This window comes from Pseudomonas sp. Irchel s3b5 (genome assembly GCF_900187435.1).
In the GTDB taxonomy this organism is placed as follows: Bacteria; Pseudomonadota; Gammaproteobacteria; order Pseudomonadales; family Pseudomonadaceae; genus Aquipseudomonas.
In genome coordinates, this window is record NZ_FYDY01000002.1 from 153,775 (window position 1) to 170,085 (window position 16,311).

Annotated in this window: 16 protein-coding genes; 9 read left to right on the forward strand and 7 right to left on the reverse strand. The window is 61.3% G+C overall.

What is annotated here, in order from left to right:
- Positions 1 to 67: 67 nt before the first annotated feature.
- Both CKW15_RS02830 and CKW15_RS02835 read left to right on the forward strand, forming a co-directional pair.
- Positions 68 to 1,465 (forward strand): FAD-binding oxidoreductase, encoded by a 1,398-nt coding sequence (locus CKW15_RS02830; protein ID WP_095151550.1) that lies wholly within the window; start codon positions 68 to 70, stop codon positions 1,463 to 1,465.
- A 13-nt stretch (positions 1,466 to 1,478) separates the two neighbouring features.
- Entirely contained in the window at positions 1,479 to 1,841 is a 363-nt protein-coding gene (locus tag CKW15_RS02835) for a cupin domain-containing protein (protein WP_095151551.1), read from the forward strand.
- Positions 1,842 to 1,854: 13 nt separating this feature from the next.
- On the opposite strand, the gene CKW15_RS02840 is transcribed toward CKW15_RS02835, so the two are convergent.
- The 5 genes from CKW15_RS02840 to CKW15_RS02865 all read right to left on the reverse strand — a co-directional run bounded on the left by CKW15_RS02840 (position 1,855) and on the right by CKW15_RS02865 (position 7,235).
- Positions 1,855 to 2,895, reverse strand: a complete 1,041-nt coding sequence (locus tag CKW15_RS02840; protein WP_256583056.1) for a GGDEF domain-containing protein — start codon at positions 2,893 to 2,895, stop codon at positions 1,855 to 1,857.
- Between the two features lie 724 nt (positions 2,896 to 3,619).
- Positions 3,620 to 4,786 (reverse strand): acetylornithine deacetylase, encoded by a 1,167-nt coding sequence (gene argE / locus CKW15_RS02850; protein ID WP_095151554.1) that lies wholly within the window; start codon positions 4,784 to 4,786, stop codon positions 3,620 to 3,622.
- Positions 4,779 to 5,453, reverse strand: a complete 675-nt coding sequence (locus CKW15_RS02855; protein ID WP_095151555.1) for a DUF1028 domain-containing protein — start codon at positions 5,451 to 5,453, stop codon at positions 4,779 to 4,781. The genes argE and CKW15_RS02855 overlap by 8 nt, the downstream gene beginning before the upstream one ends.
- Before the next feature lie 10 nt (positions 5,454 to 5,463).
- Positions 5,464 to 5,874, reverse strand: a complete 411-nt coding sequence (locus tag CKW15_RS02860; RefSeq protein WP_007924833.1) for a RidA family protein — start codon at positions 5,872 to 5,874, stop codon at positions 5,464 to 5,466.
- The gene (locus CKW15_RS02865) at positions 5,874 to 7,235 is read right to left on the reverse strand and encodes a flavin-containing monooxygenase (RefSeq protein WP_371856281.1); all 1,362 of its coding nucleotides are present in this window, start codon (positions 7,233 to 7,235) and stop codon (positions 5,874 to 5,876) included. The genes CKW15_RS02860 and CKW15_RS02865 overlap by 1 nt, the downstream gene beginning before the upstream one ends.
- 277 nt (positions 7,236 to 7,512) lie before the next feature.
- Between CKW15_RS02865 and CKW15_RS02870 the strand changes: the two genes are divergently transcribed.
- From CKW15_RS02870 to phnE, 6 genes are all read left to right on the forward strand, one after another.
- The gene (locus CKW15_RS02870) at positions 7,513 to 8,889 is read left to right on the forward strand and encodes a pyridoxal-phosphate dependent enzyme (protein WP_095058458.1); all 1,377 of its coding nucleotides are present in this window, start codon (positions 7,513 to 7,515) and stop codon (positions 8,887 to 8,889) included.
- Entirely contained in the window at positions 8,886 to 10,064 is a 1,179-nt protein-coding gene (locus CKW15_RS02875; RefSeq protein ID WP_095058457.1) for a PLP-dependent aspartate aminotransferase family protein, read from the forward strand. The genes CKW15_RS02870 and CKW15_RS02875 overlap by 4 nt, the downstream gene beginning before the upstream one ends.
- Before the next feature lie 388 nt (positions 10,065 to 10,452).
- Complete coding sequence (locus CKW15_RS02880; protein WP_095061629.1) at positions 10,453 to 11,304, forward strand: putative selenate ABC transporter substrate-binding protein; 852 nt, start codon at positions 10,453 to 10,455, stop codon at positions 11,302 to 11,304.
- A complete protein-coding gene (locus tag CKW15_RS02885) occupies positions 11,301 to 12,098 on the forward strand; it encodes a phosphonate ABC transporter ATP-binding protein (protein ID WP_095061627.1) in 798 nt (265 codons plus the stop codon). Before CKW15_RS02880 ends, CKW15_RS02885 begins: the two co-directional genes overlap by 4 nt.
- The gene (locus CKW15_RS02890) at positions 12,092 to 12,919 is read left to right on the forward strand and encodes an ABC transporter permease (RefSeq protein WP_095061625.1); all 828 of its coding nucleotides are present in this window, start codon (positions 12,092 to 12,094) and stop codon (positions 12,917 to 12,919) included. Before CKW15_RS02885 ends, CKW15_RS02890 begins: the two co-directional genes overlap by 7 nt.
- Positions 12,916 to 13,683 carry a phosphonate ABC transporter, permease protein PhnE gene (gene phnE / locus CKW15_RS02895; protein WP_095151556.1) on the forward strand — a complete coding sequence of 256 codons (768 nt, stop codon included), beginning with the start codon at positions 12,916 to 12,918 and terminating at the stop codon, positions 13,681 to 13,683. The genes CKW15_RS02890 and phnE overlap by 4 nt, the downstream gene beginning before the upstream one ends.
- A gap of 255 nt (positions 13,684 to 13,938) precedes the next feature.
- Here phnE and CKW15_RS02900 read toward each other — a convergent pair whose 3' ends face one another.
- Positions 13,939 to 14,301 carry a YcgJ family protein gene (locus CKW15_RS02900; protein ID WP_095061621.1) on the reverse strand — a complete coding sequence of 121 codons (363 nt, stop codon included), beginning with the start codon at positions 14,299 to 14,301 and terminating at the stop codon, positions 13,939 to 13,941.
- A gap of 16 nt (positions 14,302 to 14,317) precedes the next feature.
- Positions 14,318 to 14,548 (reverse strand): DUF3955 domain-containing protein, encoded by a 231-nt coding sequence (locus CKW15_RS02905; RefSeq protein ID WP_095151557.1) that lies wholly within the window; start codon positions 14,546 to 14,548, stop codon positions 14,318 to 14,320.
- Between the two features lie 805 nt (positions 14,549 to 15,353).
- On the opposite strand from CKW15_RS02905, the gene CKW15_RS02915 reads away from it, so the two are divergent.
- A complete protein-coding gene (locus CKW15_RS02915) occupies positions 15,354 to 15,722 on the forward strand; it encodes a hypothetical protein (RefSeq protein WP_095151559.1) in 369 nt (122 codons plus the stop codon).
- Positions 15,723 to 16,311: the final 589 nt, after the last annotated feature.

The window sequence follows — 16,311 nt, forward strand, 5'->3', positions numbered from 1 at the left end:
AACAACAAAAAACCGTCGGGCAACCGAACGCAATCGTCGCTGCCCGACACACCGCCGGAGTTTCAGCATGAATGCCCCACCGCGTCTCGATTCCCTCGACCACGTCTTGCCCCATCCCTTTTGGCAGGACACCGTCACGCCACCGCCCCTAGCGCCCTCCGTCAGTGGGTCCGTGTCGTTCGATCTGGTGGTGGTCGGCGGTGGATTCACTGGATTGTGGACCGCCCTGCTGGCGCGTCAACGCAACCCCGGGCTGAGCATTGCGATCATCGAAGCACGACGCTGCGGCGGTGAGGCCAGCGGGCGCAACGGTGGTTTTTGCGCGCCGAGCATTTCCCATGGCGTGTCCAACGCGCTCAAGCGTTGGCCGGATGAAGCACAGCAGTTGATCCGCCTGGGCCGGCAGAACCTCGACGAACTGGCTGCCGACCTGCAACGCTTCGGCATGAATGTCGAGTTCGAACGCGAAGGCAAACTCAACGTCGCCACCCAGCCGTGGCAGGTCGACGGGCTGCGCTCGATGCAACGCAACTACGCCCGTTTCGGCATTGAATGCCAGTGGCTTGAGGGCCGCGATCTGGCACAGAAGCTCGACTCCCCGACCTATGCGGCCGGCCTGTTCGAACCCAACTACGCCCTGCTCAACCCGGCAAAAATGGCTACCGAATTGCGCCGCGCTTGCCTTGAGCAAGGGATTCAACTGTTCGAAAACAGTCCGGTGCTGCAACTGGACGCCAACAACGACAGCCTGCGTCTGCGTACCGTCCATGGAGACGTGATGGCCGGGCAGATCGCCCTCGCCACCAACATCGCCCCGCCGCTGCTTGGTCATTTGGCCTCGACCGTCATCCCGGTCTACGACTACAGCCTGGTCAGCGAACCGCTGAGCGATGCGCAGTTACAAACCATCGGCTGGACCGGACGCTACGGCATCGCCGACTCCGGCAATCAGTTTCACTACCTGCGCAAGACCGCCGACAACCGCATTCTCTGGGCCGGCTACGACGCCATCTACCATTTCGGCGGGCGCCGCAACGAAGCGCTGACCCAACGCCCGCAAAGTTTCCAGCGCCTGGCCGAACAGTTTCAGCAGACCTTTGCGGCGCTGCGCGATATACGTTTCAGCCATGCCTGGGGCGGAATCATCGACACCTCGGCGCGCACCACGATGTTCACCGGTTGCGAGCACCAGGGCCGCGTCGCCTATGCCTTGGGCTTCACCGGGCAAGGCGTGTCAGCCAGCCGCTTCGCCGCGCTGAACATGCTCGACCTGTTGGCTGGCGAGCGCACCGAACGAACCGAACTGCTGATGACGTCCAAGGCGCCGTTCCGCTTTCCGCCCGAACCGTTGCGTTATGTCGGTGTGAAGCTGGCCCAGCGCTCACTGGCGCGGGAGGACCGTGACGGTCACCGCAATTTGCTGCTCAAGACTTTCGATGCCTTTGGCATCGGCTTCGATTCCTGATCCGGAGACCCCCATGTCCACAGCCCTGCCCCGGCACGTCATCGACTTCGCCAACCGTGACCTTGCGCCCCGTGAAACCGAGATCAACGACCCGGCCGTGGTCGATGCACCTTATCGCAGCAGCAGTTGGCGGCATTTTGTTCGACCTGATAAAAACGCGGTCGCCGGCATCTGGGAGGCCGGGCCGCATCTGGAGCGTTGTCAGTGCGATTACGACGAGCTCTGCCATATTCTCGAAGGCACGGTGCGCCTGACCGACACCGAGGGTGTCAGCCGCACCTTCACAGCAGGCGATTCGTTTGTGGTTGCCAGTGGTTTCAATGGCATGTGGGAAAACCTCACGCCTGTGCGCAAGGTGTATTTCATTCTCGGGTAACGGGTCAGTCAGGCTAGTGGCGTACTTGATTGCGCCCGTTGCGCTTGGCCTGGTACAGCGCATCATCGGCGCGGGTCAGCAGGCTTTCCGGGGTGTCGCCGGGTTGAGCGTGGGCCACGCCGAATGACGCGGTGATGGTGTCCAGCACGGTGTCGGTGCCTCGGGCCTTGACCCGCAGCGACTGGATCTTCAAGCGCAACCGCTCGGCGAAAGCCGCCGCGCTGTCCTGATCCGGACAGTCCTTGAGCACCACGCAGAACTCCTCTCCACCGTACCGCGCCGCAATCGCCTCGGCTGGCAGTGAATCGCGCAGCACCTGGGCGACATGCTGCAGAACACGGTCGCCCAGCGGATGGCCGTACTGATCGTTGAACTGCTTGAAGTGGTCGATATCCAGTATGACCAGCGCAACGCCCTTCGGCGCGTTGCTGAATGCCTGCTCCAGCTTGCGGTTGAACGTGGTGCGGTTGAACAGTTCGGTCAGGCCATCCAGCGTCGCCGCCAGTTGCGCACGTTCGAGCTTGTCGCGCAGGGTTTTGATTTCATGCTGCGCAGACTGCAATTGCGTGAGGAAGTGCTCTTGCTGGCCCTGCATGAGTCGAGTGCTCTGTTGCAACTGGATCAGGATGCTCGGCAAGCGCTCGCTGGCTGGCTCTTCAAGCATTTGCAGGTATTGGTCAAGGCTGGCCTGAAAGTGACGGCTGCCCTTTACGCTTCGGGATACATCACGCTCCATGTCGTCGACCAGATTGATCGCTTCCTGCTGCCCGGAGCGGGCGTCCGCCAGTTCGTCGCGGATGATGTATTCACGAAACAGCTTGGTAGCGGATTCCGGCGGGAAATAGTCGAAATCGTTGACCACCCGGTCCAGATGGCGATTGAGCTCCGGCTCCTGGCCTTTGCTGTAGGTGTACCAAAGCGCGTAATGCACCGGGTTGGGCGGAATATTGTGACGAACCATCAGCGGCACTGCCTGCTTGAGCAATGCCGCCGCCTCGCGGGAGTCTTCTGGATACAGCGCTAGAACAGTCGCACGCGTCTCGGATTGGCTCATGGTTTCACTGTGGTTGTTAATCATTGGCAAATGGAAAACGCGTTGAGCATAACCATACGCCCGACAAACGGCCATCCTGACTTGCCACAATTCAATCCGATTGATGGATCCGGCACCGAAACCGCTGGGTGGGAATGGGCCTGCCCGCGATGGCGGTGTATCAGTCCACGAAGATGTTGGAGCTGATGGCCTCATCGCGGGCAAGCCCGCTCCTACAGGGGATCTACGGCATGCGGAGATCAACTGTGGGAGCTAGCCTGCTAGCGATGGCGGTGGACCTGCCCACGAAGATGCTGGAGCTGATGGCCTCATCGCGGGCAAGCCCGCTCCTACAGGGGATTTATGGCATCCGACGATCAACTGTAGGAGCGAGCTTGCTCGCGATGGCGGTGTATCAGTCCACGAAGATGTTGGAGCTGATGGCCTCATCGCGGGCAAGCCCGCTCCTACAGGGGATCTACGGCATGCGGAGATCAACTGTGGGAGCTAGCCTGCTAGCGATGGCGGTGGACCTGCCCGCGAAGATGCTGGAGCTGATGGCCTCATCGCGGGCAAGCCCGCTCCTACAGGGGATCTACGGCATGCGGAGATCAACTGTGGGAGCTAGCCTGCTAGCGATGGCGGTGGACCTGCCCGCGAAGATGCTGGAGCTGATGGCCTCATCGCGGGCAAGCCCGCTCCTACAGGGGTTATGCGGCGCAGCCCAGGCGTTGAAGCGTTGTTATCAGTCGTTTTGCTCACTCAAATACGCCGCCAGGCGATCCATCAGGCGGTCACAGGCCGCCATCTGTTCGACGCTGACAAATTCATCAGGCTTGTGCCCCTGATCCATGCTGCCCGGACCGCAGACCACCGATGGAATGCCGGCCTGATCGAACAGCCCGCCTTCCGTCCCAAAGGCCACGGTACTGAATTCGTCACTGCCGCACAGCTCGGTAATCAGCCGGGCAGCCGCGCTGTCGGCGGGTGTCGCCAGGCCGGGATAGGCGCAGATTTTTTCAAAGCGAATACCGGTATTGGAGTCCACAGCCTGCATGGCCGGAAGCAATGCCTGCTCGGCGTAGTCCTTCAGTTCATCGACGACCACTTGCGGGGCGAAGTCCGGCAAGGCGCGGATCTCGAAATCGAAACGGCAATCGGCGGGAACGATGTTCAGCGCCGTGCCGCCCTGAATGACCCCGACCTGCACGGTCGAGAACGCCGGATCGAAGCGATGGTCATGCATTTGTGGCCGGGCCAGGGTCGCGCCGATTTCACCCAACCGACCGATCAGCCGTGCAGCCTGCTCGATGGCGTTCACTCCATAAGGCGCGTAGGCCGAATGGCACGGCGCACCGTGGACGTGGCAACGCATTGCCAGTTTGCCTTTATGGCCTAGCACCGGTTTGAGTTCGGTGGGTTCGCCGATCAGGCACAGCGCGGGTGCCGGAATACGTCGGGGTAAAACCTCCAGCAAGCCGCGAACGCCGAGGCAACCGACCTCTTCGTCATAGGAAAACGCCAGATGTACCGGGCGCTTCAAAGGGCTGGAAAGAAACACCGGCACCGCCGCCAAAACACAGGCCAGATAACCTTTCATGTCCGCCGTGCCACGCCCGTACAGCTTGCCGTCCGTTTCACTCAGGCAGAACGGTTCGACCGTCCACGCCTGACCGTCCACCGGCACCACGTCGGTGTGCCCCGACAGCACGATACCGCCCGCCACACGCGGACCGACCGTAGCCAACAGATTGGCCTTGGTCCGCTCGGCGTTGTAGATCAGTTCGCACTCCACGCCGAGGCCGTGCAGGTAGTCGCGCACGAACTCGATCAGCGCCAGGTTCGAATCACGGCTGACCGTGGCAAACCCGATCAACGTTTCGAGCAGGGCGCGGCTACGCAACTCACTCATCGCCGGGCACTCCATACGCAGGCGCCAGGGACGGGTTGAGGGCGCGTGTCAGGTAATCCTGAAGTTGCGGTTCGTAGGCTTGCCACAGTTTGCCCAACTCGCCGATCGGATTTTCTTCGGCCCAGTCCACCCGCAGGTCGACGATCGGCCAGGTCAGGTCACCGACCACCGACATGGCCGCCGAGTGCACCTCGCCCGCTTCACCGCCAGCGTCTTGTCCGGCCTGCAGGGCGCTCATCAAGCGAGTCGCGAGGCACCCTTCGCTCCTTTCGAACGCCGCGACCATGGCTTCGATCACCCCGCTGTTGGCCAGCAAGTTTCCGGCTGCCACGCATTGATCACCGGCCACGGCGTTGTTGATGCCCAGTGCATGGTTGCCACTGAACACCGCCGTGCGACCCTGGGCATCGACCACCGCCACCTGCCGATACTGGCTGTAGCCGTTACGGGTCAACGAGTGGTCCAGCGCCTGAGGCGGCGCCGAGCCGTTGGCCAGTTCATCGAGGACCTGCGGGCCGAGGGCCGGCAGCGTGATGTTCTGGCTCGACACCGCGCCGACACCGGCCCGCAACCACGGGCAACGCGCACCGACGGCGATACTCGACGAACTGATGGCAATGCCCAGCTGCCCGGTCTCGGGGCAGCGACCCACGATGGAAAAAGTCATGGCGAATTCCTTATTCAGGGATGACAGCGATCACGTCGATTTCCATCAGCCACTGCGGCTGGCCAAGGGCGCTGACCACCAGCCCGGTGGAAATCGGGAACACGCCTTTGAGCCACTTGCCGACTTCCTGGTACACCGGTTCGCGGTAGCGCGGGTCGATCAGGTAAGTGGTGGTCTTGACGATGTGGCTCAGGTCGCTGCCCGCCTCTTCCAGCAATTGCTTGACGTTGCGCATGGCCTGCTCGGCCTGGGCGCGCGGATCGCCGAGGCCGACCAACTGACCGTTGAAATCGGTGCCAACCTGACCACGCACATACACCGTGTTGCCGGCGCGCACGGCCTGGCACAAATCGTTGTCCAGCGACTGGTTCGGGTAGGTGTCTTTGGTGTTGAACATGCGGATGCGGGTATGAGTAGGCATCAACGGACTCCCATGAGGCTGGCTTTCTGAAGAGGTGCACGGGCGGCTTCGGCTTCTCGCTGGGTCGCATCCCGATAGTTGAGATAGGTGTGCTGTTTAACGATGTGATCGGCGATGTGCTTGGCGTCGTGCCAAACGCCCCAGATGAACGCGGAGCCGCGGCGGGACTGCCAAGGCAACCCGACGAAATACACCCCCGGCTCGGCCGACACGCCACGCTGGTGCTGCGGTTTGCCGTTGTCCTTGAAGGCATCGACCTTCAGCCAGCTGTAATCGGTGGAAAAACCGGTGGCCCAGATGATCGTGGTGACGCCGGCCTTGAGCAGATCCAATTCAAGGATCGGGTTGGTGACGCAGTCCGGATCCGCCAGCATGGCGCGGGCTTCGGGTTCCAGTGGCAGGTCCAGACCGTTGCGCTGGATATAAGCGTCAGCCTTGTCGAGCAGTGCGAGGTAATTTTCATCGCCACGACGGATGTTGTCGGCGAGGTTGTCTTCGAAACTCACCACAGCGCCGTCGAACGACTGGGTCAGGCCGACCAGCGTCATGCCCTGATGCGCCAGGCGGCGGAAGTCCACGGTGTGACCGCCACGGGCACCGCTTACGGCAATGGTCACGTGTTCTTTGCCGGGCTGCATGGCTTCGGCATCCCACTCCCCCAGCACGCCCAGCCACCAGCAGAAATCGCGGTTGCGGTAGGCACGCGGCGGACGATCATGGGCGCCCACCGACAGGTAGACCTGCTTGCCGGATCGTTGCAATTCATCGGCAATCTGCACGCCTGAAGAACCGGCGCCGACCACCAGCACTGCGCCCTCGGCGAGTTGCTGCGGATTGTAGTACTGAGCGGAGTGAATCTGGGTGATGCCGGCGATTTCGGGAGCAATCGGCGGAATGGCAGGACGCTGGAACGGACCGGTGGCGACCACCACATGTCGGGCTTCGATCACGCCATCGGACGTTTCAACGGTGAAGCCTGGACGATCGGCGTTGCGCTCGACTTTCTTCACGTCCACGCCGGTGCGGATCGGCGCGTTGAACTGGCGGGCATAGGCTTCGAAGTACTCAGCCACCTGCTCTTTGCCGGCGAAGGCATCCGGGTCCAGACCCTCGAATTCCAGCCCCGGAAAGCGGTCGTGCCATGCAGGGCCGTTGGCCACCAGCGAATCCCAGCGACCCGTGCGCCAGGCTTCGGCGATACGATGGCGCTCCAGAACGAGGTGCGGCACACCGAGTTTGCTCAGGTGTTCACTCACGGCCACGCCGGCCTGGCCGGCACCCACTACAAGCGTATCAATTTCGGTCTTGTCTACTGTCATGGCTGTGCACTTCTGAAAGGTGGTTTGATTCAGGTCGGTCATGGCTGCCGCCTCGATTCTGATCACTGTTGTTCTTCTGCTGCGGCTATCGGTGTGAGGGTGTTGGTCGCATTCTGTTCGGAGCCGGGGATTAGCGAAATTATGTTTTTTGTGGTCGCTGGCGAGGAAAAAGCGTCGAGGCAACCGGTCGGCTGTGCAAGGTTGCGGGTGGGCTGATCCCGGCCTATGGTCCTAGCGATGCAATGCTGGCGATTGACGCCTGATGGCACAGCGCCGGTCGATGTCCACCCAGTGCGAATTTGCGCAAGGAAGTGACGACATGCCTGACAACTCTCGCCCCGCCGTGCTCGAACTGATCGGCAACACGCCACTGGTGCGTGTCAGCCGTTTCGATACCGGTCCCTGCACGCTGTTTCTCAAACTCGAATCCCAGAACCCCGGCGGTTCGATCAAGGACCGTATCGGCCTGGCCATGATCGATGCCGCCGAACGCGATGGCCGCCTCAAGCCCGGCGGCACCATTGTTGAAGCCACTGCCGGCAACACCGGGCTGGGCCTGGCGTTGGTCGGTCGCGCCAAGGGCTACCGCGTGGTGTTGGTGGTGCCGGACAAAATGTCCACCGAGAAGGTCTTGCACCTCAAAGCCATGGGGGCCGAGGTGCACATCACCCGTTCCGATGTCGGCAAGGGCCATCCCGAGTACTACCAGGACGTCGCCGCGCGGCTGGCGGCGGAAATTCCCGATGCGTTCTTCGCCGATCAGTTCAACAACCCCGCCAACCCGCTGGCCCACGAATGCAGCACCGCGCCGGAGATCTGGGCGCAAACCCAGCATGATGTGGACGCCATCGTCGTCGGCGTTGGCTCGGCAGGTACCCTCACGGGGCTGACCCGTTTCTTCAAACGCGTGCAACCGGACCTGGAAATGGTGCTGGCCGACCCGATCGGTTCGGTGATGGCCGAATACAGCCGCAGCGGCACCCTTGGCACGCCCGGTTCGTGGGCGGTTGAGGGCATTGGCGAAGACTTCATCCCGTCGATTGCCGACCTGTCCAGCGTGCGTCACGCCTATTCGATCAGCGACGAAGAAAGCTTCGATCACGCCCGCCAACTGCTGCGTGCCGAAGGGATTCTCGGCGGCTCGTCGACCGGTACCTTGCTGGCGGCGGCGCTGCGTTATTGCCGCGAACAGACCGAACCGAAACGGGTGGTCAGTTTCGTGTGCGACACCGGTACGCGTTACCTGTCGAAGGTCTACAACGACCAGTGGATGAACGATCAGGGCCTGTTGCAACGCAAGCACTACGGCGACTTGCGCGACGTGGTCGCGAGGCGCTTCGAGGACGGCCGGGTGATCAGCGTCGGCCCCGATGACACGCTGTTGACCGCGTTCCAGCGCATGCGCCTGGCCGATGTGTCGCAATTGCCGGTGCTGGTGAACGGGCAGCAACTGGTTGGCGTGATCGACGAATCCGACATTCTGTTGGGCGTTCACGAAGACGCCGCGCATTTCCGCAAAACCGTCTCCAGCGCCATGACCGACAAACTGCAAACCCTGGCGCCCGACGCCACATTGGCGGAACTGGAGGCCGAACTCGGCCGCGGGCTGGTGGCGATCATCAAGGACGCTTCGGGCTTCCACGGCCTGATCACCCGAACCGACATGCTCAACCATTTGCGGAGATCCCTGCCATGAGTCAACAGGATAAAAACGCCCCGGCACAGGGCTTCGCCACCCGGGTGATCCATGCCGGGCAAGCGCCGGACCCGTCGACCGGGGCGTTGATGCCGCCGATCTACGCCAACTCCACGTATTTGCAGCAGAGCCCCGGCGTGCACAAGGGCCTCGACTATGGGCGCTCGCACAACCCGACGCGTTGGGCACTGGAGCGTTGTGTGGCGGATCTTGAAGGCGGCACGCAGGGGTTTGCCTTTGCTTCGGGGCTGGCGACCATTTCCACGGTGCTTGAACTGCTCGATGCCGGCTCACATGTCGTGTCCGGCAACGACCTGTATGGCGGGACTTTCCGCCTGTTCGACAAGGTGCGCCAACGCAGCGCCGGGCACCGTTTCAGCTTCGTCGACCTGACCGACCTCGGCGCGTTCGAAGCAGCGTTGCAGGACGATACGCGGATGGTCATGGTCGAGACCCCGAGCAACCCGTTGTTGCGCCTCACCGATCTCGCCGCCATCGCCCGCACTTGCCGCGACCGCGGCATCATCTGCGTGGCCGATAACACCTTCGCCAGCCCGTGGATCCAGCGCCCGCTGGAGCTGGGCTTCGACATCGTGCTGCACTCGACCACCAAATACCTCAACGGCCACTCCGACGTGATCGGCGGCATTGCGGTGGTCGGGCAAAACGCCGAACTGGCCGAGCGACTGGGTTTCCTGCAAAACGCGGTCGGCGCCATTGCCGGGCCGTTCGACGCGTTCCTCACCCTGCGCGGGGTGAAAACCCTGGCCTTGCGCATGGAGCGTCACTGCAGCAACGCGCAGGAGCTGGCGCAATGGCTGGAGCGTCAGCCGCAAGTCTCACGGGTCTACTACCCCGGCCTGCCCTCGCACCCGCAACACGAACTGGCGCAACGGCAAATGCGCGGTTTCGGCGGGATGATCTCCCTCGACCTCAACAGCGACCTGGCCGGCGCCAAGCGCTTCCTCGAGAGCGTGCAGATTTTCGCTTTGGCCGAAAGCCTGGGCGGCGTCGAAAGCCTGATCGAACACCCGGCGATCATGACCCACGCCACCATTCCACCCGCCACCCGCGCCGAACTGGGGATTGGCGACGGGTTGGTGCGGTTGTCGGTGGGGGTTGAGGATGTGGACGATCTGCGGGCTGATCTGGCCCAGGCATTGGCGCGGATGTAACCCCACTGTAGGAGCGAGCCTGCTCGCGATAGCGGTAGAACAGTCGATACTGATGCCGACAGGCACACCGTCATCGCGAGCAAGCTCGCTCCTACAGTTTTGAATTTCTGTCATACCCAAATGTGATGTTCACCAAAGCCCCCCTGTAGGAGCGAGCCTGCTCGCGATAGCGGTAAATCAGTCGATGTGGATACTGACTGACACACCGTCATCGCGAGCAAGCTTGCTCCTACACGTCTTTTTAGCCCTGCGTCCTGCTGCGACGCTGGTCAAGCACGCAAGAGTCCCTATAATCGCGGCGTTTTCGTCTAACCTCACGGAGCGTCGTGCAGCAATCAGCTTGTGCGGGGCGCATCGACATTTTTCCGCTATTGAACCGGAGAACTTCATGCTCAAACGTACCCTGGCATTGGCCGTCGGCCTGACCTTGTCCCTTTCTACCCTGCTGGCACAGGCTGCCGACACTCTTAAAGTCAGCGCGATTCCTGACGAAGCCCCCACCGAACTGCTGCGCAAATTCAAGCCCCTCGGCGAATACCTGGAAAAACAGCTGGGCATGAAGGTCGAATTCGTCCCGGTGTCCGACTACCCGGCCGTGGTCGAAGCGTTGGCCACTGACCGCATCGACATGGCCTGGCTGGGTGGTTTCACCTTCGTGCAGGCGCGTCTGAAAACCGGCAACGCCATTCCGCTGGTTCAGCGTGAGCAAGACGCCCAGTTCACCAGCAAATTCATCACTGCCGACCCGAACGTCAAATCCCTGGCCGACTTGAAGGGCAAGTCCTTCGCGTTCGGTTCGGTATCGTCCACGTCCGGCAGCCTGATGCCGCGCTATTTCATGATCAAGGACGGCATCACGCCGGAAACCTATTTCAGCCGCGTGGGTTACTCGGGCGCTCATGACGCCACGGTTGCCTGGGTTCAGGCCGGTAAAGTCGATGCCGGCGTACTCAACGCCAGCGTCTGGGAAAAACTGGTCAAGGCCGGCAAGGTCGACACCGACAAGGTCAAGGTCTTCGCCACCACACCGGCCTACTTCGATTACAACTGGACCGTGCGCGGTACGCTCGACCCGGCCCTTGCCGCCAAGATCAAAGCGGCGTTCCTGGCGCTGGACCCGGCCAATCCGGAGCAAAAAGCGATTCTGGATTTGCAGGCCGCCAGCCGCTTCATCGAAACCAAGCCTGAAAACTACAAGGGCATCGAGGAAGCCGCACGCGCCGCCGACCTGCTGAAATGACCTTGCATCTGACTCAGGTCAGCCTCACGCACGCCAATGGCGTGCGTGCGCTGCATAACGTCGACCTGCACATCGGCGCCGGTGAGCAGGTCGCGATTATCGGCCCGTCCGGCGCCGGCAAGTCGAGCCTGCTCAACCTGTTGGCGACCGCCCTGCGCCCGGGCAGCGGCGCAGTCGAGGTGCTTGGTGAACACGCCTGGCAACTCAGCGCCCGTCAGCGTCAGCGCTTGCGTGCTCGGATCGGCCTGGTGCATCAAGCGCCACCGCTGCCCCCGCGCCAGCGTGTGATTACGGCGGTGCTGGCCGGCAAGCTCGGGCAGTGGGGCTTCGCCAAAAGCCTGCTGAACCTGGTGCATCCGCTGGATGTTCCCGGTGCACGGGCAGCGCTCGCCCGGCTGGACTTGGGTGACAAACTGTTCGCCCAGTGCCAGCAACTCTCCGGTGGCCAACTGCAACGTGTGGGCATTGCCCGAGTGCTGTATCAGGCGCCCGAGGTGTTGCTGGCCGATGAACCGGTCTCGGCGATGGACCCAGTCCTGGCCGGGCACACGCTGTCGACCCTCTGCCGTCATGCGAAGGAACACCAAGTGACACTGGTCGCCAGCCTGCATGCGGTGGACCTGGCCCTGTCGCACTTCTCACGGATCATCGGTTTGCGCGACGGCCAGGTCTTCTTCGATCTGCCCGCCAGCGACGTCGATAACAATCTGCTCGACGGGCTCTACGCCAACGAGCAACTGCAATCCCCGCCCGTTCCCGTGGCGCCCTTGAGTGTGCAGATTCCCCGATGCTGAAGCGCGACTCACGAGATCCTGCCCTCCGGCCTCGCCTGCTGCTCAGTCTGTTGGCGATTGCCCTGCTGTGGCCGGGCATCCGTTTCAGCGAGCTGGACCTGGGCGTGCTGTTCATGGCTGACAGCCAGAGCGAGATGGGCCGTTTTGTTTCAGCCTTCTGGCCCCCCGCCCACGACGAAGAGTTCCTGCAACTGCTGTGGCAAGCCACCTTGCAGACATTGGCCATCGCCACCGCCGGCATGGCCCTGGCCTTGCTGTTGGCCGTACCTGCGAGCTTGCTGGCCAGTCGAGCGTTGTCGCTCACGGCTGCCTCTCGTGGTGGACGCCCGAGTCTGCTCGGCCGACTGTTGCGCTGGCCGGTACGCGGGCTGTTGATCTTCCTGCGCAGCGTGCCGGAAATCGTCTGGGCGCTGCTGTTTGTCCGTGCGGTCGGCCTTGGGCCAACGGCTGGGGTGCTGGCCATCGCCATTACCTACAGCGGCATGCTCGGCAAGGTCTACGCGGAAATTTTCGAATCGGTCGATCAGCGCCCCGCCCATGCGCTGCTGCAAGCGGGCAGCAGCCGGTTGGCGGCGTTCTGCTACGGCATCCTGCCCAATGTCGCGGCGGAACTGCTGTCGTACACGGTGTACCGCTGGGAATGCGCGATCCGCGCTTCGGTGGTGATGGGTTTCGTCGGCGCCGGTGGCCTGGGTCAGCAGATCGATTTGTCGTTGCGCATGTTCGCCGGCGGTGAAGTGGCGAGCATGTTGCTGACGTTCTTTGTGCTGGTGTTGTTCGCTGATCAGATCAGCCGCCTGCTGCGCTGGAGGTTCGCATGAATCGTCTGATCAACCTGATGCTGATCGCCCTGATCGTCGCAGCGGCCGTCGCCTCGTTCAGCTATCTGGGTCTCGACCTGGGTGAACTGGCGGGCAGCGGCAACCTCAAGCAAATGGGCGCGTACGTGTTGCGCTTTCTCAGCCCGGACCTGAGCGCCGGCCATCTGCAAGCCATCACTCGCGGCGCCTTGGAAACCCTGGCCATGTCGGCCCTGGGCACCCTGCTCGCGGCAGTGTTCGGCCTGGTGTTGGCGCTGCCCGCGGCCGGGCGTTTCGGTTGGCCATTGCAGAGCGCGTCGCGCATCGTGCTCAATGCCCTGCGCGCCATTCCTGAACTGGTGTGGGCCGCGTTGATGGTGCTGGCGGCCGGTCTCGGCCCGAACGCCGGCACCCTGGCCTTGGCCATGCACACCACTGGCGTGCTTGGCCGCCTGTTCGCCGAAGCGCTGGAAAACACCCCGCCAGAGCCAGCCGAGGCCATTCGCTTACAGGGCGGCAACGTCGTCTCGGCCTTCTGCTACGGCACCCTGCCCAACCTGTTTCCACAGCTGCTGGCGTACATCCTGTACCGCTGGGAAAACAACATCCGCATGGCCAGCGTGCTCGGCTTCGTCGGTGCCGGCGGTTTGGGGCAAATGCTCTATGTGAGCCTCAGCCTGTTCCAGGAAGCCCAGGCCAGCACAGTGATTCTGGCCATGTTGCTGTTGGTGTTTGCCGTTGATGGGTTGAGTAGCTGGAGTCGCCAGCGCTGGGTTAAGGCTTGATAATGACTCAAGTGGAGGCCAGACGGTTACAGAGCATCGGCACGCCGTTAAAGTCTCGGGGCGTACGGCGCTATGCCTACCCTGTTGTTCATCAGTTGCAGGGGTAAACCCAGGTGTTTCGAACCGATCGAATGGTTTTGAACCGAGGAAAAAATCACTGCGCCTTGCAGCCTTTAGTAATGCCCAGGTTGTGTCGTACTGTCAGTTGGTTAATACGGCCGGCAGTGGCTATACGGATGAAACGCCACCTTTTGCTTATTCGCCAAACAGTAACTTAGTGTATTTTTTGGAGACAGCTCCGGTTCGCTGGCCGTTCGCGCCGTAGTAGCGATCTTCACGACATAGCCGCTCCTTCACGTCGCAGAAAGTCCCGTTGGCAAAGGTGAACTCGGTCAAATCAACGTCACTCGATGTGAACACCTCGTTCGCAGCAGCCTTCTTGCCTAGATACTTTTCCGTTAGCTCGCGGGAAATCCCTTTGTCATTGGCACACAGGTAGCGGTCGCAGAGCACGCCCGACGCAGGCGATTGGATCGTGGCCAAATCCTTGGCGTGTGCAGATATCACGCCCATGGTCAGCAGCAGCGCCAGAGAAAAGGAAAGATATGATTTATTCATACTCGTTAGACCTCGTTTAGTGAGTTTCAGATTTACGCAAGCCACGGCGGAACAGGCTGGCGCCCAATCCCGCTATGCCGAGTGTGATGAGCGCCCAACCCAACGGCAGCAGCGCAAAAGGTTCGTGGAGGCGTCCGTCCGGGGCGATGGAGCTGCCAAGCACTTCGAACAGCCCGAAGCAGGCGAGGCCGAGAAGCAAGGCCGCAATGGCAATGAATAGGCCATATCTTTTTTGTGTTCTCTTCATACGTCCTCCGTAAGGGCTCATTGAGTCTTCGCCAGCGCACCCACACGTGCTTGAACGGGCATCACTTCACGACCAACAACAGCGCAAAAGACATCGACGGGGACCGTTTGTTCATAATCAGACTCCTTGGTGTTACAGCGCGCCGCTCTGGAATGGATCGGTGTGGGTTCCTTTCAGTTCGGTTCGCGTTGGGCTTCAGGGCGGCAGATGTGCTGAGTTTGTCGTCCCGATGGAGGCAGTTGCCAGCCCGCATCACGGCCTGGTTTGAAAGTTGAGCTTGAGTTTTACCGTCACTGGTTTGCTCACGCACTTTTCGGGAAATCTATTGAAATGGGTAAACTTTTGGTGATTCGCCAGTCATTTTCATGCCGATTGAATGGGGTGTTGGCTGGCCGCACCGTCTGTTTTTACACACTCTGGACCCGAAGCTGACGTTCACTGCCCACGCAAAAAAACCTTCCTGCGTTTCAACACAGGAAGGTTTTTTTGTTTGCGGCCGATCAGTCTTTAGCCTGGCTCAACCTGGTGAACAGCTCGGTCGGCACTTTCTTGCCGTTGGCGGTGAATTGGTGGGTGAGGAACGTGTACACCTCACCCTCGGACAGGAAACTGCGAGGTGCGAAGTGCCTCTCGCTTTGGCAGGTCCATTTGGCCCCAGCGGTGTATCCGGGCTGTATCCGTGAAGTGCTGGTTTTGTATGACTGTATGAAAAATTTCGCGTCTTGATACACCACGATACAAGAAACGCCTCAAGCTTCTACCCTTCATGGACGACGTAAAGGTTACAACTCAAGGAGCGTGAGGCATGAACAGCAAACATCTGACAGTGGGCTTCAGTCTTTTATTCGCACTCAATGGCGCTTGCCTGGCCGCGTCGAGCACGATTTCGTTTCAGGGCAGTATTGTCGAATCGGGTTGCCAGCCAAACATGGGGACGGCGGCGACATTTGAGCTCTATGGATGCCCGGTCCAGAGTCGCACGATGGCATTCAGTGCAAAGTCCATTACGCCAACGGTGGGCGTCAGCTCGCTGAACCCAACGGGCGTCAAGGTCAAACTCCTCGCTGAAAAGGAGCGCAAAAGTCGCTACTTCGATCAGCAGTATGCATTGGTGGATGACACTGGCGCGCCCGTTCAGTCCGGGAATTACCTGATTACTCTCAGCATGCCCTGACAACTGAGTCGGGTTGATGCTGGCTGAAACTGTGACTAAACACCGCCCCTGTGGCGAGGGAGCTTGCTCCCGTTCGGCGGCATAGCCGTCGCAAAACCTGCCTGCACTATCTCACTGAAGAAAAGCGGGGGCCGCTTCGCAACCCAGCGGGAGCAAGCTCCCTCGCCACAAATGTGGGCTGGCTCAATTAGCGTAACAACACATACAGCGCACTGAATCATTGGCAGACGCCAACTCAGTAGCTAACACCGCCCCTGTGGCGAGGGAGCTTGCTCCCGTTCGGCGGCATAGCCGTCGCAAAACCTGCCTGCACTATCTCACTGAAAAAAAACGGGGCCGCTTCGCAACCCAGCGGGAGCAAGCTCCCTCGCCACAAATGTCGGCTGGCTCAATTAGCGCAACAACACATACAGCGCACTGAACCATTGGCAGACGCTAACTCAGGAGCTAACACCGCCCCTGTGGCGAGGGAGCTTGCTCCCGTTCGGCGGCATAGCCGTCGCAAAACCTGCCTGCACTATCTCACTGAAGAAAAGCGGGGGCCGCTTCGCAACCCAGCGGGAGCAAGCTCCCTCGCCACAAATGTGGT